An 18,144-nucleotide genomic window follows, 5' to 3' on the forward strand; every position below is an offset into this window, starting at 1 on the left:
GTCTGCTTCTAAATGTTTCAACTCGGAGCTATTTGTCTCCGAAAATGCCATTATTTGAGTATAGGTATGATAAAGCTCATTCGAGTAAATTGCTGTGGTTGAGATTCTATTTTTAGTGCTGAATCTTGTCCAAAGAAATTAGTCAGCCGTTTATCAACAATTTCCATACCTAATCCTACGTGATCTTGAGATGGCTTCTGATAATTGCCCGCGTTGTCTTCAACGGTTAACTTGAACCCACCTTCGAAAGCTTCGCTATAGATCTTCACTTTGCCGCCTTCCAACATATTAGAAATGCCATGTTTGATGGCATTCTCTACCAGCGGTTGCAGGGTAAAGCTCGGCAATTGAGATTCATATAACTGCGGGTCGATATCCCATTCTACTTCTAGTCGATCGGTAAAGCGTGCTTTCTCTATGGTCAGGTAAGCGTTGACGTGTGCTAGCTCGTCTTTGAGCTTCACCGTGTTGATGTTCTGCTTTAGGTTACTTCTAAAGAAGTGAGACAAGTGCTGTATTAACTCTCGTGCTTTATCTGGGTCACGACGGGTGACTGCGCTGATGGTGTTGAGCGCATTAAACAAGAAGTGTGGGTTTACTTGAGCGTGCAGCAGTTTGATTTCCGCTTGGGTGAGCAGTGTTTGCTGTAGCTGATAGTTACTAAACAGGATCTGGCTTGATAACAGCTGGGCGATGCCTTCTCCCATTGACATATTGATGGTCGAGAACAGTTTGAGTTTTGGCTCATACAACTTAATGGTACCGATCACTTCATTACCTGCACGCAGTGGAATAATCAGCGCAGAGCCCAATTTACAATTTGCAGACAGAGAGCATTGGTATGGGTTCTCTTTACCATCAAGATAGATAATGTCGTTCTGTTCCATCGAAGTGAGTGTGCTTTGCGATGAAATCGGGGTGTTGGGAATATGGTGTTCAGCACCAATGCCGACGAACGCGAGAATTTTTTCTCGATCGGTGATCGCCACGGCACCAACCTTGGTCTCTTCGTAAATGATACGCACGATTTTTTGCGCGTTATCCGAATTGAACCCGCCATGCAAAATGCCCACCGAGCGTTCTGCAATGGTCAGTGCGCGGCGTGAGAAGGTAGCCGAGTACTTCTCGAAAATGGTTTTTCGATCTTGGATGATACTCATGAACAGCGCTGCCCCAACCGAGTTAGCGATGATCATTGGCGCAGCAATATCGGAAACCAGAGCATAGGATTGTTCGAAGGGTTTTGCGACCGCCAGTAGAATCAGCATTTGAATGATCTCTGCAAACAGGGTTACCGAGAAAACCACCAACGGATTAAACAATTGGCTGGCTTTATTTTTTCTGACTAAATAAACGTGCAGCAAACCACCAATCAGCCCCTCTGCGGTGGTGGAAATTGCACAAGCTAAATCGGTAAAACCACCAAGTGAATAGCGATGGATACCGCCAGTAAAACCGACAGCAAAGCCGACAACTGGGCCGCCAAACAAGCCTCCCATTACCGCACCCATTGCGCGAGTGTTGGCGATAGCATCATTGATTTGCAATCCGAAATAGGTGCCCATAATGCAGAACAGGGAAAACAGAACATAACAGCTGACTTTATGGCTTAAGCGTGAAGAGATGCTCAATAAAGGCAGAATCAGCGGAGTTTTACTTAGCATGTAAGCGATCACTAAGTAGATACAGGTTTGTTGCAGCAAAGAGAGAATGAGTTCCATATTTTCACCTATTGAGACGCGGGTTAAGTGTAAAGCTCATTGCGTGGTAACGGTAGTTTTGCTTGTGTTTTTGTTAGTTATATCGAGCGACGATTGCTTCTCAATGTTGGGATACAGTAAAGCCCATCACAGAGGATGGGCTTTCGTCTTAATTTCCACGAATCACTGGGTGATGACGGGAGCAAGCGAAGTGTGTTTGGCTGTTCTTTTGTCTCTCTATGAAGACCTGTCTCTTTTATCAAGAGTCTGAAAGAACTAGGCAGTTTTGGTTACGCCTTTTGCTTCTTTTTCTTCTTCATCAGCAAGGTCGATATCACCTTTGCCTTTTGAAATTTTGATAACGTAAGCCGCAACACCTAATGCACTCACTACACCAATGATGGTTGAGATTTGCATTGATAGACCGAAGCCGAGTTGGCTGTTGTTCAGGATGAATGTGATACACACAGATGTCATGAACACAGCTGGAACCGTAGTTACCCAGTGTAATTTGTTGTGGCGAAGTAGGTAAGCTGAAGCGGTCCATAGCATCATCACTGCTGTGGTTTGGTTAGCAAAACCGAAATAGCGCCAGATGATACCGAAATCGACTTGAGTCAGGATGCCACCGATAACGAACAGTGGTAGAGCCATCAGTAGGCGATTACGCAGTGTTTTCTGCTCCATGTTGAAGTATTCAGCAAGAATAAGACGGCTTGAGCGGAACGCGGTATCACCAGAAGTGATAGGCAGGATAACCACACCAAGGAACGCTAGGACACCGCCGAATACACCCAGTAGACCAAATGAAGCGCTGTATACCACATTACCCGGGCCGCCGTTTGCAACCGCGTCAGATAGAGATTCAATGGAACCGAAGAAAGACAGAGCCAGTGCACACCAGATTAGAGCGATGATGCCTTCACCAATCATTGCGCCGTAGAAGACAAAGCGACCGTTTTTCTCGTTTTCCATACAACGTGCCATCAGTGGTGACTGAGTGGCGTGGAAGCCTGAGATAGCACCACAAGCGATAGTGATGAATAGAGCGGGCCATAGTGGCAGATCATTCGGATTCATGTTGGTGAACATGTCTTTCATCTCGAATCCACCCATGATTTGGTGCTCGTCAGAAAGACCAATCGCAGTGATTAGGCCAACAGACATGAAGATAAGCAGTGCACCGAACAGTGGGTAGAAGCGACCAATGATTTTATCGACAGGGACAATCGTTGCGATGATGTAGTAAGCAAAGATGATAACAACCATGGTGGTTGTAGACATCGCGAAATCAGTTTGGTCGTTGATTAGGTTAGTGATCATACCTGCAGGAGCAGAGACGAAGACCACGCCAACAAGAAGCAGTAGAACAATGGCAAAGATGTTCATAAAGTGTTTTGCGCCATTGCCTAGGTAACGTCCAGTGATGGTTGGAACTGAAGCACCACCATTACGGATAGATAACATACCTGAGAAGTAGTCGTGTACCGCACCGGCGAAGATACAACCGAGCACGATCCATAGCATTGCTGCCGGGCCGTATAGGGCACCCATGATCGGGCCGAAGATTGGACCGACACCTGCAATGTTAAGCAGTTGAACTAGGTAAACCTTTGGTGTCGACATTGGAACGTAGTCCACGCCATCTTGCTTGGTGTGAGCCGGTGTTTGACGCTTTTCATTGATACCGAAAATCTTCTCGATAAAGGCACCGTAAATAAAGTAGCCACCAATGAGTGCTGCAACACAGGTAAGAAACCACATCATAATTTGTTATCCCTGAATGTATTAATTAAGTCAGGGTGTATATTAAATAGGTGGATGAGAAGAAGCTTCCGCTATGAGAGTGAGTGGTCGAATAGCAAATTTAGTGGTGCTATAACGGATTGAGTGGTTTGGCTGGTTTGTCGTTCGGTTGGTGAGAGATCTTGAACGGTCAGTATTCCCTTAAAGGGGCAAACATCAGACAATGAGTGGACATCGGCCGGTGTTCAGCGGAGAATTACAAACAAAGGTAACGCTTCGTCAGGAAGTGGTCAGGTAAATATAAAGGACTAAAATGAAAAAAATAATCGCACTATTCGCCGTCGCATTTAGCCTTGCAGGATGCAGCGCCAATGTTCAAGATTTAGCGGCAGAAGGTAATTGGCAAGAGATTGGCTATCGTGATGGTCTCAAAGGCCATACTCAACGTTCGTATTCAGAGATGACCGAGCTTGGCAGCGTCGATCAAGCGAGCTACACAGAGGGTTACCATCTCGGTGTGACTGAGTATTGTAATCCCAACCATGCTTATCATATTGGTTTATCTGGTCAGGTGTATGAAGGTGTGTGTTCTGGCACCGAAGACGCTCAACGTTTCCGTATGGAATGGCAACGTGGCTGGGATGAGTTCTCAAACGACTATTAAGCCGAAGCTAGCGGTAAGAGCATTCAATATAAAAAGACCAGTACCGTATGTGGACTGGTCTTTTTGTATGTCGCGAGTGTCACGCTCAGAATGAGACGTTACAAAAGCAGAATCGAGATTACTGATTACTCTCGACGGCTTTTCTCAAGAAGCCATTTTGCTTATCAAGCTGATCCTTGGCCAATTCTAAATCTAGCCCTGTCAGAATCATCAAAATAGATAACTTCACATCGTAATCGGTCGCTTTCAGTGTCGACACTGCCAGTGCTCTCTCACACTCAGTGGCTTGGATAACGATACGAGCAGCACGAGCAACCAACTTTTCATTGGTCGCTTTTACGTCGACCATCAGGTTTTGGTAGCTCTTACCGATACGAATCATGCTGGCAGTGGTCAGCATATTAAGTACCAATTTTTGCGCCGTACCCGATTTTAATCGTGTTGAACCGGTTAATGCTTCGGGGCCAACCACAGGGCTAATGGCAATTTGAGCGATTTCAGCAATGGGTGAATCTGGGTTACAAGACAGCGCAACGGTCACTGCACCAACCTGATTAGCATAGTTGAGGGCACCGATTACGTAAGGCGTGCGACCACTTGCGGCAATGCCTACCACAACATCCTTTTCTGAAAACTGAATCGCTTTGAGATCTTCAATACCGAGAGTCAGTGAGTCTTCCGCGCCTTCTTTGGCTTTTAAAATCGCTTCTGGCCCACCTGCGATTAGGCCAATCACCATCTTGTCTGAAACACCGAAAGTCGGCGGACACTCGGAGGCATCTAATACTCCTAATCGACCACTGGTGCCGGCCCCCATATAGATCAATCGGCCACCGTTTTGAAAAGCATAAGCAATGTGATCCACCGCTTTAGCGATCTGTGGCAGTTCCGCTTCGATCGCTAAAGGGACTTGTTTGTCTTGTTGGTTAATCTTTTCAACCACTTGGAGAGAGGTGAGCAGATCAATATCCATAGTATCAGGGTTTCTCCCCTCCGAAACGAGGTGCGAGAGCGCTGATATGAGAGCGTCGTTACTCATAATGATCCTTAAATGATGGTTTATAATAGTTTAGTCAGCACGGTATAGCACGCCGAGAGAGGCGGCTCTGCTTGCACCTGTCACTTCAGGTAAATTGCTTGGCTGTTGATGAACATGACGTTGAGCAAGCCACGCAAAGGCCATCGCTTCCATGTAGTCGGCATCCACGCCTTTGCTAGTGGTTGAGTCAACCTCCCAACTTGGAAGCAGTTCAGACAGTCGTTTCATCAACAATGGGTTTCTTGTACCACCGCCACATACGTATAGTGCAGGTTGGTTACCTAAGCGATAGGTGTCCACTTCATTGGCTATCGTTAATGCGGTGTATTCACAAAGCGTGCGCTGAACATCTTCTGCTGCAAGATCTTTAAATTCTGTCAGTTGTTGCTCTAACCAAGGTAGGTTAAACAACTCTCTACCGGTACTTTTCGGTGGCATTTGAGATAGATAAGATTCACTTAACAGCTGTTCGAGCAAGGCTTGATTGGTTTGACCTTTCAATGCGAATTGCGCCTCACGGTCAAACTTTTCGCCAGTGTGCTTATCAACCCAAGCGTCCATCAACATATTGCCCGGGCCAGTATCATATCCCAATGTTGGTTGGTTTGGGCGCAGCACTGAAATATTTGAGATCCCCCCAATATTCAACACCACAACTGAGCTGTCTTGTGGGTGGAAAATCGTATGGTGGAAAGCGGGGACTAATGGCGCACCTTGTCCGCCTAATGCCATGTCTTTACGTCTGAAATCAGCAACCGTTTGAATCTCTGTTTTAGCGGCAATGATGTTGGCATCACCCAATTGCATGGTAAAGGGCGAATCGCCGGTTGGCTGGTGGAATACGGTTTGGCCATGATTGCCGATCGCAGTCACAGAAGAGGCTAGCGTACCTGATTTGTCGAGCAGTTGCAGAACCGCATCAGCAAACAGGTGGCCAAGCTGGTGGTCGAGTTCGCCAATCGCAATCAAATCGGTTTTCTGACCAATACACACTTCAAGCAGGCGCGCTTTGAGATCGTCAGGCATTGGGAACTCATCATGAGCAAGCAATGTAATGCTATCGCCTTCAATTGAAACTAATGCGGTATCAACGCCATCCATACTCGTTCCCGACATCACGCCAATATACAGTTCCTTATGATCCACTCTTAAGCTCTTGCGCAGCATTCCTAAACTCTTATCCAGATTGGTTTAAAAACATTGTAAAGCAAATTTAAAGAGAATAATCTCGGGAAGTTGATGAAATTGGGTTTAATAAGGGATAAATATGGGACCGTTGTGGGTTGATGTTGCAGGCTACGAACTGACCGCTGAAGACCGAGAGATTTTAGAGCATCCAACTGTAGGTGGCCTCATCTTATTTTCTCGAAACTATCACGATAGCAAACAGTTATCGGCATTAAATAAAGAGATTCGTAAAGTTGCAAAACGTCCTATTTTAATCGGCGTTGACCAAGAAGGCGGCCGAGTTCAGCGTTTTCGTGACGGCTTTTCAATTATCCCAGCGGCTCAGGAATTTGCGACTAAGAATCATGGTGAGCAGTTAGCGGAACAAGCAGGTTGGTTGATGGCGGCGGAATTGATTGCCCATGATATCGATTTGAGCTTTGCGCCAGTACTAGACAAAGGCCACGACTGCAAAGCGATTGGTAGCCGCGCGTTTGGTGAAGATATTGATACCATCGTTCGTCACAGTAGCGCTTTTATTAAGGGCATGAAGTCGGTTGGCATGGCGACAACAGGAAAGCACTTCCCTGGACACGGTGGGGTGATTGCAGACTCACACCTTGAAACGCCTTACGATCCTAGAGATGACATCTTTGACACCGATATGGCCATCTTCAAGGCGCAAATTGAAGCCGGAATATTGGATGCGATGATGCCTGCGCATGTGGTTTTCTCTCACTATGATGATCAGCCAGCGAGTGGTTCACAGTATTGGCTTCAAAAGGTATTGAAGCAACAGCTTGGATTTAGAGGCTTGGTGTTCTCTGACGATTTAACAATGGAAGGTGCTGCCATAATGGGCGGGCCAGCAGACAGAGCGAAGGCGGCTTTGAATGCCGGTTGTGATATGGTGTTGATGTGTAACAAACGAGATGCACAAATTGAGGCTCTTGATCAATTAGCGATTCAAGAGGTACCTTTAGCCAACTCATTGCTTAAAAAACACAGCTTTGATTTGCCAACTCTTCATTCGGATAGTCGATGGAAAGAGGCCTCAGAGCAAATCAAACGAATGTTAAACGCTGGGTGATAAATAAACACGCTATAAGTTTTAAGAAGGTGATATGAGAAATATCGCCTTTTTTGTATGTGTGAAGTACCGTTTAGTTCTGTTTGTACTAGGTAATGAGCTAAACAGTGCATGTATATAAAAGTTTACATCAAATGTTTTTTATTGTTTACACTTGCAATCGTTTTTATAGCTGTTATTGTGTTTTTAAAGATTGTTAGCCCATATTGATATTCAGGGTGTAAAAATAAATATACAGGTTGAGTTATGCAGAAAAGTGAATTAAGCAATGTCAATATCATCGACGAACAGGTACTGATTACTCCAGAGGAGTTAAAAGCGAAATTACCTTTGAGCGATAATGCTCGTCGTTTTATTCAAGAGTCTCGTGAAACGATTGCGAACATCATTCATAAGAAAGATCACCGTATGCTTATCGTGTGTGGACCATGTTCTATCCATGATATCGAAGCGGCGAAAGAGTATGCGAAACGCCTTAAAGCACTGTCTGAAGAACTGAGCGATCAACTGTATATTGTTATGCGAGTGTACTTTGAGAAGCCTCGTACTACGGTGGGTTGGAAAGGTTTGATCAATGACCCGCATCTAGACGGCAGTTTCGATATTGAGCATGGCCTGCATGTTGGCCGTGAGCTGCTTGTTGAACTCGCTGAGATGGAAATTCCACTAGCGACAGAAGCACTCGATCCAATCAGCCCACAATACCTAGCCGATACATTCAGCTGGGCGGCGATTGGTGCACGTACGACTGAATCTCAAACTCACCGTGAAATGGCAAGTGGTCTTTCAATGCCAATCGGTTTTAAAAACGGCACTGATGGCAACCTAGGTACGGCAATCAATGCGATGCAGGCGGCGTCTTCTAGTCACCGCTTCATGGGCATCAGCCGTGAAGGTGAGGTTGCACTGCTAACGACTCAGGGTAACCCAAATGGTCACGTTATTTTACGTGGTGGTAAGCAGACAAACTACGATTCAGTGTCAGTACATGAGTGTGAAGAAGAGTTGGGTAAGTTTGATTTAGATGCCGCGTTGATGGTGGATTGCAGTCACGCTAACTCTCGTAAAGATTTCCGTCGCCAGCCACTTGTTGCAGAAGATGTAATTCACCAAATTCGTGAAGGCAACAAGTCGATTATCGGCCTAATGATTGAGAGCCATATTAACGAAGGAAATCAGCCGTCAGATATTCCTCTCAATGAGATGAAATACGGCGTTTCTATTACCGACGCATGTATCAATTGGGAGTCAACTGAGGCACTATTGAAGCATGCACATACGGAGTTAGTTCCGTTTTTAGAAAACCGCTTGAAAGGTTAGTCAGAGTTTGAATTTAAGTGCCTCATATAATGGGGCATTTTAAGATCTGTCGCTAACGAACCTGCATCAGTGCGGGCCTTTAGATTAGCACGGGCTTATAGATGAGTAAGGAATAAAATGGCCGTTGAACTGAACGAATTACGCGACCAAATCGATGCTGTTGATAAACAAATGTTGGATTTACTGGCTCAACGCCTTGCTTTAGTCGAGAAAGTCGGCGAAGTAAAAAGTGAACATGGTTTACCTATTTATGTCCCAGAGCGTGAAGCTGCGATGCTGGCATCTCGTCGTCAAGAAGCTGAGAAAATAGGGGTTCCGCCACAGTTAATTGAAGATATTTTGCGTCGAACTATGCGTGAGTCCTATGCCAGTGAGAAAGACTCTGGCTTTAAGTGTCTTAACCCAGAGTTACGTTCAGTGGTTATCGTTGGCGGTAATGGCCAACTTGGTGGCTTGTTTGGCCGTATGTTCAAGCTCTCTGGTTACCAAGTGAAAATTCTTGGCAGCCAAGACTGGGACCGAGCCGATGAAATCTTAGAGAGTGCTGGCCTTGTGGTTGTTACGGTTCCAATTCATCTAACTGAAGGTGTGATTGCGAAGCTAGGTAACCTACCAAGCGATTGTATTCTATGTGATTTGACCTCAATTAAATCGAAACCTCTACAAGCCATGATGAACATACACCAAGGTCCAGTGGTTGGATTACACCCAATGTTTGGCCCTGATGTTCCAAGCTTAGCTAAGCAGGTGATTGTTTACAGTGATGGTCGAGGCTCCGAAAGCTACCAATGGCTACTGAATCAATTTGGTATTTGGGGCGCGAGCCTTTGCCAGATGGATGCTGCTGAACACGATCACGGCATGACTCTGATTCAAGCACTACGCCACTTCACCTCTTTTGCTTACGGATTGCACCTGAGTAAAGAGAACCCGAACATCGATCAGCTTCTGAAGCTAAGCTCGCCAATCTACCGACTTGAGATTGCGATGGTCGGTCGTCTGTTTGCTCAAGACCCGAACTTGTACGGTGATATCATTCTTTCTTCAGATGAGAACATTGAAATGATTCGACGTTTCCATCGTCGTTTCGGTGAAGCATTAGAAATCTTGGATGGCAAAGATAAAGCCAAGTTTGTTGAGAGCTTTAATCAAGTCAGTGATTGGTTTGGCGACTACTCGCAGCAGTTCTTGCAAGAGAGCCAAAGTCTTCTAAAGCAAGCTCATGATTCGATTCATCGTGGTTAAAACCCGTTTAAAATCATAAAAAAGAGCGACCAGACGGTCGCTCTTTTTGTTGGTGTGGAACGCTATCAAAGCATTTGGCCTACAGTAGTCTAAAAGCGATTAGATCATCATAGGCCAAACCAATAGGCTCTAGTTCGTCGTGATAGGTTTCTTGCTATCTTCGCTTGATACGGTGTCGATGGTCGAGCTAATGTAAGGTACGTTCGTTAGGTTGATCTGTAAGCGAACCACATTATCAATCAGTTGAACCAGTGGGCCCCATTTAACCTTTTTCTCTTTTTCGAACACGTAGTTGAAGTTTTCCGGTGTCCAATCCATCAAGTATTGAGGGTTCAGTGAACGACCAAGGAAGCGTACTTCATAATGCAAGTGTGGGCCGGTTGAGTTACCTGAGTTACCGCAGCTTGCAATCACATCACCTTTACTCACAAACTGACCGCTGCGAACTTTGAACTTTTGTAGGTGCGCGTAAGAACTCATGAAACCGAACGAGTGGCGCACAGTAATAAAGTTACCGAAGCCTTTGTTACTTGGGCGTACCGTTTCAATCACTCCATCGGCGGGCGCGACAATATCTTCACCACGCTTACACGTCAGATCGATACCAGTATGTACATGGCGTTTACCTGAAATAGGGTTAGTGCGGCTACCATAAGAAGAAGAGATACGTTGATAAGCCATCGGGCTGTCGTTTGGAATCAAACGGAACATTGTGGCTCTTACTGCTGAATCGACTGCAGCCGCATCAATACGTTCTTCTAAAGAGACATCATCAGTAAGCAGTTCCTCATCGGCAAGACCCAGTACAGATTCCACATCAAAGACGCGCTTACCAAGCAGTTGGATCGTGCTTTCTTTCTCGGTGAGTGCCTGTGATAGCGAGTGGTTGGTTTCTACCTGCTCAGCGTAAAGATCTTCAGTTTGCTCTTTTTCAACAATCAGCGTTTCAATCAACTGTTGGGCATCACCCGCTTGCAGTGCGAGTTCTTGTTTATTCTCGAAGTGCATGTATGCCATTCCGCCAATGAATAACGGCACTGAAAAGAGTGCTGTCGTGCATATGAGTACGGTTTTACGGCCGAAATAAAACGTCTGTTCCCCCTGACGAGAGGGAATCGTAATGGAAATTTTTCTAGACATGATTCTGTATTAGCTAAATGCTTCTAATCGAAAAAAGGTAGTGGCGGTATTATTCCTGACCTAAATCAGTAAGGTGTTCCATCTCTCTATAAAGCAGTTCATCGTCACCCACATTAAGCTCAATAAGGCGCTTAAGGTGGCTGATACTATCAATATCTAAATGTTCTATACGCAAACGCATTGAGGTATTGATGGTTGAGACTATCGTTGCTTCTAACTGAATATTGATATCACTGTTTTCGAGCTTAAAGCTCACTTCAACAGGAGAGTCATGGCTGAGCTGTTGCCCATCATCACATCGAAGGAGCAAACCATGAAGAGATAAGTCTTGCACTGAGCCGGATACCTTTACTTGTCCTTGTGATATTTCAGTCGGAGCTTGATAAATAACTCGTGAAAATTGACGTCTTTCAATCATAATTAATCTCTTTATATCGATGGATAACACGTAAGCCAGATATATCAAAGGCCGCTATTATTGCGGCCTTTGTTCAAAATGCAAGCGAATTTACTTAGCAATACGCTTGTATTTGATACGGTGTGGTTCAGCCGCTTGTGCGCCAAGAGTTTTCTTCAGCCACTCTGTATATTCAGTATAGTTACCTTCGTAGAAGTTAACTTGACCTTCATCGCGGTAGTCTAAGATATGGGTCGCAATACGGTCGAGGAACCAACGGTCATGCGAGATAACCATTGCACAGCCTGGGAACTCAAGCAGCGCTTCTTCAAGTGCTCGTAGTGTTTCGACATCAAGATCATTGGTTGGTTCATCGAGTAACAGTACGTTACCGCCTGCTTTGAGCAGTTTCGCTAAGTGAACACGGTTACGTTCACCACCAGAAAGCTGACCGATGATTTTCTGTTGGTCGTTGCCTTTGAAGTTGAAGCGAGAGCAGTAGGCACGTGCAGGGATTTCGAAGTTGTTGATCTTAATGATATCAGCACCTTCAGAGATCTCTTGGAATACTGTTTTTGTGTCGTCCATGCTGTCACGGAACTGATCAACAGACGCAAGCTTAACCGTTTCGCCAAGCTCAACAGTGCCTGAATCGGGCTGTTCAGCGCCACTTAGCATCTTAAACAGTGTTGATTTACCCGCACCGTTAGCACCAACGATACCGACGATAGCACCTTTAGGCATGCTGAAAGATAGGTCGTCGATAAGAACGCGATCACCAAATGACTTCGTGAGGTTCTTAACTTCAAGCACCTTGTCACCTAAACGCTCACCCGGTGGGATGAACAGTTCATTGGTTTCGTTACGCTTCTGGTATTGGCCAGTTGTCATCTCTTCAAAACGAGCCATACGAGCTTTAGACTTAGCTTGACGACCTTTAGGGTTTTGACGAACCCATTCAAGTTCTTTCTCAATCGTTTTTTGGCGCGCGCTTTCGCCCGCTTTTTCTTGCTTAAGACGCTCGTCTTTCTGCTCTAGCCAAGATGTGTAGTTACCTTGCCATGGGATACCTTCACCACGGTCAAGCTCTAGAATCCAGCCAGCAGCATTGTCTAGGAAGTAACGGTCGTGGGTAATCGCCACCACAGTACCGCTGTAATCAACTAGAAAGTGCTCAAGCCATGCTACTGATTCTGCATCCAAGTGGTTGGTTGGTTCATCAAGAAGCAGCATGTCTGGCTTTTCAAGAAGTAGACGGCAGATAGCAACACGACGACGTTCACCACCTGATAGGAACTCGATTTTCGCATCCCACTCTGGCAGACGAAGTGCATCAGCAGCACGCTCTAGTGCTGTCTCTAGGTTGTGACCGTCTTTTGCTTGAATCAGAGCTTCCAGTTCGCCTTGCTCTTTCGCAAGTGCATCGAAGTCGGCATCTGGTTCAGCGTAGGCTGCGTAAACTGCATCAATACGCTTAAGTGCGTCAGCGACGTCAGAAACCGCTTCTTCTACGATTTCACGCACGGTTTTTGATTCATCTAGTACCGGCTCTTGCGGTAGGTAACCGACTTTAAGGCCTTGTTGTGCACGAGCTTCACCATCAATATCAGTATCAATACCAGCCATGATACGCAGTAGGGTAGATTTACCTGAACCATTGAGACCTAAAACACCGATTTTAGCGCCAGGAAAAAAGCTAAGAGAAATGTCTTTAAGAATTTGACGCTTAGGTGGAACAGTTTTGCTCACCCGAGACATGGTATATACGTATTCAGCCATTGCCGATCAATCCTAATTATTGTTCAAAATTGTCGGTTATTTTATACCAATATCCCTAAAGATGTTACTCCTAGGACAGAAAAGCCATTCTTGAATCAATCCTTACCTATTATTGTCACAGTGATCATTAAAACTGTATTTAATTGGCTTTTGAGGTGGGGTGTTAAATGTTAATAATATTTAACATTCAAATCCTTTACATTTGATGTGATGTCGGGCGTAAATAGACTTCACGTATCCATACACGCACTAAGGAAAGAGCGAATGTTTTTCCGCATTGGTAATACGAAAATGGCTGTGGTTGCATCTGCAATGTTGTTTTCATTTTCACAGGCTCCGATAACGATGGCTAGCAATGCCTCAGAGCTTGAGATGCAGCGTGATGTTTATGATAGAGCGCAAGAGGTTTTAGACAACCATGATCTAAAAGCCTACTCTGTGCTGCGTAACCAAATTCAAACATACCCTTTAACACCATATACCGATTATCGAGCCTTTCTTATTGACCTTGGTGAGCGTACTCCTGCTGAAGTGGACGCTTTTATTGAAGAGAATAAAGCCTTACCGTTTTCCAATCGAATGCGCGCGCCTTATTTAGATTCATTGGCTTCTCAAAAACAGTGGAAGACAATCCTTGAGTTTCAAACGAAAGAACCGGTGGGTGAAAAATATCAATGTATCTATTACCGCGCGCATTACGAACAGGGCAATCAAGAGCTTGCCTTTAAAGGGGCTAAGCAACTTTGGTTGAGTGGTCGCGGTGTTGATGATGCCTGTACTCCTCTATTTAAGAGCTGGGACCAAGCCGGTTTAAGAACCGATAAGCTCATTCTTGATCGGATGCTGCTAGCGTTTGAAGAGAATAATGGCAAGCTGATGATCTATTTAATAAAACAATTAGATGATGATGAGTCAGTGGCTAAAGCGAAACAGATGAAGGTGTTGTTCAACCACCCTGAAGATGTGCTTACCTTCGCCAAGGAGCACCCCGCTAATCAATTCTACCAAACTCAAACACAGCTTGGTTTCGAAAAATTAGCAAGAACATCAGCGAGTCGCGCTCAAGAAGTGTTCGATGACGTTGTGGTCGCTCAAAATTTTTCCAAAGAGAAAGCACAGGAGTTAGCGGATTACTTAGCACTTCGTTTGATCAATACTGATTCTGAAGTTTTGATGGCATGGCGAGACAAAATGTTGGCTCGCTCATCACAATCGATATTGCTTGAACGACGTGCACGTTTGGCGATTCAACATGCCGATTGGGTGGGTTTGAAAGAGTGGATAGCTCGTTTGGATGATAAGCACCAAGCCTCAATCCTCTGGCAATATTGGCAGGGCAGGGCAGAAATTGCGACGGGCGATACTGACAAAGGCAATAAGCGACTATCCAATATCTTGGGTCAACGTAACTTCTACAGTGTGGCGGCAGCTAAGCAGTTAGGTCAGCCGATTCATTATCCAACCTCGACACTTAAGTTCAACGCTGAAACAGTGAAGCCATTTACCACCTCTTTGGTGCGCATTGGTGAGCTGATTGACCGAGATAAAATTGCTGCGGCGAAGAGTGAATGGCGTTGGTTACTAACTCATGCTGACAAAAATCAAAAAGCGATGCTTGCCGCGTATGCTGCGACACGAGGTTGGAATCACTTTATGGTAACGGCCAGTATCTCCGCGAAGATATGGAGTAACATCGCCTTACGTTTCCCGGTTGCTCATAAATGGTGGTTTGATTTCTACGCAGAAAAACATGACATTGATCCTATCACCTTGATGTCTTTAGCGAGACAAGAGAGTGCGATGGATTCAGAAGCTCGCTCTCCAGTTGGTGCGCGTGGCATCATGCAAATCATGCCAAAGACTGCTCAATATACCGCTAACAAGTACAAGATTAAGTACCAAGGCAGCGAGGAGCTTTATGATGTTGGTAAGAATATTGAGATTGGCAGTTATTACTTAGAGAGCTTACTTTCTCAGTATGACAATAACCGTATTCTTGCTTTTGCTGCATACAACGCGGGGCCAGGCCGTGTGAAACAATGGCGTTCACGCAGTGATGAAAAGCTCGATGCGTATGCTTTTATTGAAATGATCCCATTCAAAGAGACGCGGGGCTACGTTCAGAATATCTTGATGTTTGAGACCTACTATCGAGATATCTTGGGGGAAAAGGGACCGTTTTTAGCTCCTCATGAGGCGACCACTCAGTATTAATGGGTCACTATCAAAAGCGGTGAGTGCGAAGCATCCCCACTTTGTGTCTTTTTACATTGGATCACATTAAGTGTTGCGGTATAAAGTGTTAAACGCTTTATACCGTTAAGCGACGCTTTAAAGTCAGAATTTAAAAGTAAGTGTAGATATATGGCATCACAACCTGAATATGATAATTGGCAACAACTGATGGCAGTGGTTAAAGCGGCTGTTGAAAAAGATCAGCATGAACTATTGTTGACCATGATGATGACACCAGACGAGCGAGATGCTCTGGTCGCTCGAATTAATATCTTCTGTGAGCTGATGAAAGGCGAGCTGTCTCAAAGGCAGGTCAGTCAAATGTTGGGGGTCGGGGTTGCGACGATAACCAGAGGCTCAAATGAGCTAAAGGCTAAATCTGAACAAGAGAAAGCGGTGATCGCCGACTTATTGCTAAAGTCATCACGGAGTTAAGCGAGCACTGGAGAGTGCGAACACGAATTCGATAACAAACGCTAACTGGATGTTAGCGTTTTTTGTTTCTGATGATGATTCTCTGAATCTTTCGCCGTTTAACTGAGCATTAGATAGGAAAGTGTTCAGGATTCACAAATGGGATCAGAGCTAAGATTAGCGCTTGATGATAGACAGAACTACGTGACAGTTGGTTGTGTGTCAGGAGACCTATCGCCCCCCCTTTTTGTTTGATGTTGTCTGTTCCGAAGACTTCATCCATAACATCGCCCAACTCATTGGCATGTTCAAGCTTTGCAAGTACCGTTGGTGGTAACATCAGACTTGCGGAACGAGACTCTCCTCGTTGACCATTCGCATCAATAATCATCCAAGCAAAAGTCATATTACCTTCAATTCCCGCTTCTAACCCCACATAAAAATCGGCATTTGGTTGCGCTTGAGTGGCATTGTTCACGCGGTTGATTGCACCTTGATAGGTTTCGCTGTTGCTCATCGGTTGATCTGATACCCCACTCGCGACGTTGATGCCAGTGAATTCAAATTCTGTCTCTGGGAAAGCCGATATGAACGCACTTTTAACAGCGTTGATCTTAGCGGGATTTAGCGAAGCAATGATAACGGATTTCATTGATTAGATTCTTCTGTTCGTGAATTAAATTGAAGTTTGTGAGTTCGAAGGTTTGTCGCTTCATTCGTATCTAAGGAGTGCTGATTATGGCGTCTTCCTGACTGTTGGGGGACTTCACTGACCGTCAGTTTCTATCACATGGATAGAAACTGGCCAACGGTTCATGACGACGAGAAGTTACGACAACTTAACTTGAGTCGCCTTGATGTTCTCGCTAGGGTAACAGCCTAAGACTTTCAGATGACGAGTAATCGCCGTTAATTCTGTTATCGCTTGCTGCATGTTATCTGAATCGAGGTGTGCCTCTAAATCCACATAGAACATCTCTTCCCATGGATTACCCATAATAGGGCGAGATTCTAGCTTAGTCATGTTGATACCTAAGCGTTGCAGAATCAGCAGTGTCTCTACCAAAGAGCCCGCCTCTTGCGATGTTGACATGATGAGTGTGGTTTTGGCTGGAATCTGAGTCGATACTTCAACCGGTTTACGTGCGACAACAATAAAACGAGTGTGATTTTCTGTCTGATTCGCAATGTTACCTTGGATAGGTTGTAGGCCATAAAGCTTACCGCTCGATGCGTTGCCAATCGCTGCCACATCATCGCTATTTAGTTCTTTTACTTTTTTCATTGCATCAGCTGTGCTTGCGCAAGATTCAAGGGTGACACCATTAAGACGGCTCAAGAACTCACTGCACTGTTGATGTGGTTGTGGGTGTGAATAGAGTGTTTTGATGTCTTCTAAACGAAGATCGTTTTTCGCAACAAGGCAATGCTCAATAGGCTGAGAAAGCTCACCAACGATGTAAAGCGTCGTATGTTGCAGCAGATCGTAGACTTCGTTGATGGACCCTGAGCTCGTGTTCTCGATAGGCAGAACACCATAGTCAGCATGGCCTGACTCTACCGTTAAGGCGACTTCTTTGAAGTGATTGCAGTTTAATTCAATTAATTCCATATTCTTGCGGCTGAAATACTCGCGGCTAGCAAGGTGGGAATATGAACCTTTAGAGCCTAAAAATGCAACGCGCGCGAGCGGCTTGCGGCTTTGTGGATTCGCAAGGTTTTGCAAGTATGACTGTTGCAGTAGTACCGAGTCTTCAATGATGGTGTGAAACAGTTTGGTAATGTACTGCGCATCAAGCTCGTATTTATCTTTGCCGTTGTTAATCAGCTTAACCAGAAGTTGTTGTTCTCTTACTGCATCACGAACTGGCTTTGATGTTTCTACCTTGCTTTTAGCAACTTCGATGCTTAGCTTGCGACGTTCTGAAAGTAGCTTCAGTAGTTCGTCATCTAAATCATTAAGGCGAAGGCGGATATCATCCAGTGAAATTGAGCGGTCAGTCATAAATGTGTCCTTATAAAAAAGCCTCCCTAATGTGGGAGGCTTCTTGTTCGTTTTTGACTTGTTTTTCTAAAACGACTCAGCCTCCGATTTACGGAAGAAAAAAGAAGTCAAAAATAAACAAAGATTGAGTGTGCATAAAAAGTGATTGTTTTATGAATGTTTAAACACAATAAGCAAGCGAGCTGCGAGCGTCAAGCAAAAAA

At 45.0% G+C, this 18,144-nt stretch carries 15 protein-coding genes and 1 other annotated feature; of the genes, 6 read left to right on the forward strand and 9 right to left on the reverse strand.

Features of this window, described 5'->3' with window-relative positions; translation table 11 throughout:
* Positions 1-50: 50 nt before the first annotated feature.
* Both OCU36_RS02660 and OCU36_RS02665 read right to left on the reverse strand, forming a co-directional pair.
* Positions 51-1,721, reverse strand: a complete 1,671-nt coding sequence (locus tag OCU36_RS02660) for a sensor histidine kinase (protein ID WP_261838927.1) — start codon at positions 1,719-1,721, stop codon at positions 51-53.
* Positions 1,722-1,976: 255 nt separating this feature from the next.
* Entirely contained in the window at positions 1,977-3,467 is a 1,491-nt protein-coding gene (locus tag OCU36_RS02665) for a carbon starvation CstA family protein (protein ID WP_261838928.1), read from the reverse strand.
* A 292-nt stretch (positions 3,468-3,759) separates the two neighbouring features.
* On the opposite strand from OCU36_RS02665, the gene OCU36_RS02670 reads away from it, so the two are divergent.
* Entirely contained in the window at positions 3,760-4,110 is a 351-nt protein-coding gene (locus OCU36_RS02670) for a DUF2799 domain-containing protein (RefSeq protein WP_261838929.1), read from the forward strand.
* A 118-nt stretch (positions 4,111-4,228) separates the two neighbouring features.
* Here OCU36_RS02670 and murQ read toward each other — a convergent pair whose 3' ends face one another.
* Together murQ and OCU36_RS02680 are read right to left on the reverse strand one after the other, a co-directional pair.
* Positions 4,229-5,149 carry an N-acetylmuramic acid 6-phosphate etherase gene (gene murQ / locus OCU36_RS02675; protein ID WP_261838930.1) on the reverse strand — a complete coding sequence of 307 codons (921 nt, stop codon included), beginning with the start codon at positions 5,147-5,149 and terminating at the stop codon, positions 4,229-4,231.
* Positions 5,150-5,179: 30 nt separating this feature from the next.
* On the reverse strand, positions 5,180-6,295 hold the full coding sequence (locus OCU36_RS02680) for an anhydro-N-acetylmuramic acid kinase (protein ID WP_261838931.1): 1,116 nt from the start codon (positions 6,293-6,295) through the stop codon (positions 5,180-5,182).
* Between the two features lie 121 nt (positions 6,296-6,416).
* Between OCU36_RS02680 and nagZ the strand changes: the two genes are divergently transcribed.
* The 3 genes from nagZ (at position 6,417) to tyrA (ending at position 9,971) form a co-directional block, all read left to right on the forward strand.
* Entirely contained in the window at positions 6,417-7,406 is a 990-nt protein-coding gene (gene nagZ / locus OCU36_RS02685) for a beta-N-acetylhexosaminidase (RefSeq protein WP_261838932.1), read from the forward strand.
* 246 nt (positions 7,407-7,652) lie between these two features.
* Entirely contained in the window at positions 7,653-8,726 is a 1,074-nt protein-coding gene (locus tag OCU36_RS02690) for a 3-deoxy-7-phosphoheptulonate synthase (protein WP_261838933.1), read from the forward strand.
* Between the two features lie 117 nt (positions 8,727-8,843).
* The gene (tyrA, locus tag OCU36_RS02695; RefSeq protein WP_261838934.1) at positions 8,844-9,971 is read left to right on the forward strand and encodes a bifunctional chorismate mutase/prephenate dehydrogenase; all 1,128 of its coding nucleotides are present in this window, start codon (positions 8,844-8,846) and stop codon (positions 9,969-9,971) included.
* A gap of 129 nt (positions 9,972-10,100) precedes the next feature.
* On the opposite strand, the gene OCU36_RS02700 is transcribed toward tyrA, so the two are convergent.
* The 3 genes from OCU36_RS02700 to ettA form a co-directional block, all read right to left on the reverse strand.
* The gene (locus OCU36_RS02700) at positions 10,101-11,111 is read right to left on the reverse strand and encodes a M23 family metallopeptidase (RefSeq protein ID WP_261838935.1); all 1,011 of its coding nucleotides are present in this window, start codon (positions 11,109-11,111) and stop codon (positions 10,101-10,103) included.
* Positions 11,112-11,160: 49 nt separating this feature from the next.
* Positions 11,161-11,529, reverse strand: a complete 369-nt coding sequence (locus OCU36_RS02705; protein WP_261838936.1) for a PilZ domain-containing protein — start codon at positions 11,527-11,529, stop codon at positions 11,161-11,163.
* 90 nt (positions 11,530-11,619) lie between these two features.
* Positions 11,620-13,287 carry an energy-dependent translational throttle protein EttA gene (gene ettA / locus OCU36_RS02710; protein WP_261838937.1) on the reverse strand — a complete coding sequence of 556 codons (1,668 nt, stop codon included), beginning with the start codon at positions 13,285-13,287 and terminating at the stop codon, positions 11,620-11,622.
* 264 nt (positions 13,288-13,551) lie between these two features.
* On the opposite strand from ettA, the gene OCU36_RS02715 reads away from it, so the two are divergent.
* Both OCU36_RS02715 and trpR read left to right on the forward strand, forming a co-directional pair.
* On the forward strand, positions 13,552-15,501 hold the full coding sequence (locus OCU36_RS02715; protein WP_261838938.1) for a transglycosylase SLT domain-containing protein: 1,950 nt from the start codon (positions 13,552-13,554) through the stop codon (positions 15,499-15,501).
* Positions 15,502-15,651: 150 nt separating this feature from the next.
* Positions 15,652-15,957, forward strand: a complete 306-nt coding sequence (gene trpR / locus OCU36_RS02720) for a trp operon repressor (protein WP_261838939.1) — start codon at positions 15,652-15,654, stop codon at positions 15,955-15,957.
* Between the two features lie 109 nt (positions 15,958-16,066).
* Here the strand turns inward: trpR and yjjX are convergent, their stop codons facing one another.
* Positions 16,067-16,588, reverse strand: coding sequence for an inosine/xanthosine triphosphatase (yjjX, locus tag OCU36_RS02725; RefSeq protein ID WP_261838940.1), 522 nt, complete (start codon positions 16,586-16,588; stop codon positions 16,067-16,069).
* A 177-nt stretch (positions 16,589-16,765) separates the two neighbouring features.
* Positions 16,766-17,941, reverse strand: coding sequence for a prephenate dehydratase (gene pheA / locus OCU36_RS02730; RefSeq protein ID WP_261838941.1), 1,176 nt, complete (start codon positions 17,939-17,941; stop codon positions 16,766-16,768).
* A gap of 12 nt (positions 17,942-17,953) precedes the next feature.
* Positions 17,954-18,075 (reverse strand) — a sequence feature (Phe leader region).
* Between the last annotated feature and the right edge of the window lie 69 nt (positions 18,076-18,144).

Origin of the sequence: Vibrio artabrorum (assembly GCF_024347295.1) — a bacterium.
Classification (GTDB): domain Bacteria; phylum Pseudomonadota; class Gammaproteobacteria; order Enterobacterales; family Vibrionaceae; genus Vibrio; species Vibrio artabrorum.

Coding starts and splice junctions, on each gene's coding strand:
- OCU36_RS02660 (WP_261838927.1), bottom strand. CDS start 1,721: ATGGAACTCATTCTCTCTTTGCTGCAACAAACCTGTATCTACTTAGTG.
- OCU36_RS02665 (WP_261838928.1), bottom strand. CDS start 3,467: ATGATGTGGTTTCTTACCTGTGTTGCAGCACTCATTGGTGGCTACTTT.
- OCU36_RS02670 (WP_261838929.1), top strand. CDS start 3,760: ATGAAAAAAATAATCGCACTATTCGCCGTCGCATTTAGCCTTGCAGGA.
- murQ (WP_261838930.1), bottom strand. CDS start 5,149: ATGAGTAACGACGCTCTCATATCAGCGCTCTCGCACCTCGTTTCGGAG.
- nagZ (WP_261838932.1), top strand. CDS start 6,417: ATGGGACCGTTGTGGGTTGATGTTGCAGGCTACGAACTGACCGCTGAA.
- OCU36_RS02690 (WP_261838933.1), top strand. CDS start 7,653: ATGCAGAAAAGTGAATTAAGCAATGTCAATATCATCGACGAACAGGTA.
- tyrA (WP_261838934.1), top strand. CDS start 8,844: ATGGCCGTTGAACTGAACGAATTACGCGACCAAATCGATGCTGTTGAT.
- OCU36_RS02700 (WP_261838935.1), bottom strand. CDS start 11,111: ATGTCTAGAAAAATTTCCATTACGATTCCCTCTCGTCAGGGGGAACAG.
- OCU36_RS02705 (WP_261838936.1), bottom strand. CDS start 11,529: ATGATTGAAAGACGTCAATTTTCACGAGTTATTTATCAAGCTCCGACT.
- ettA (WP_261838937.1), bottom strand. CDS start 13,287: ATGGCTGAATACGTATATACCATGTCTCGGGTGAGCAAAACTGTTCCA.
- OCU36_RS02715 (WP_261838938.1), top strand. CDS start 13,552: ATGTTTTTCCGCATTGGTAATACGAAAATGGCTGTGGTTGCATCTGCA.
- trpR (WP_261838939.1), top strand. CDS start 15,652: ATGGCATCACAACCTGAATATGATAATTGGCAACAACTGATGGCAGTG.
- yjjX (WP_261838940.1), bottom strand. CDS start 16,588: ATGAAATCCGTTATCATTGCTTCGCTAAATCCCGCTAAGATCAACGCT.
- pheA (WP_261838941.1), bottom strand. CDS start 17,941: ATGACTGACCGCTCAATTTCACTGGATGATATCCGCCTTCGCCTTAAT.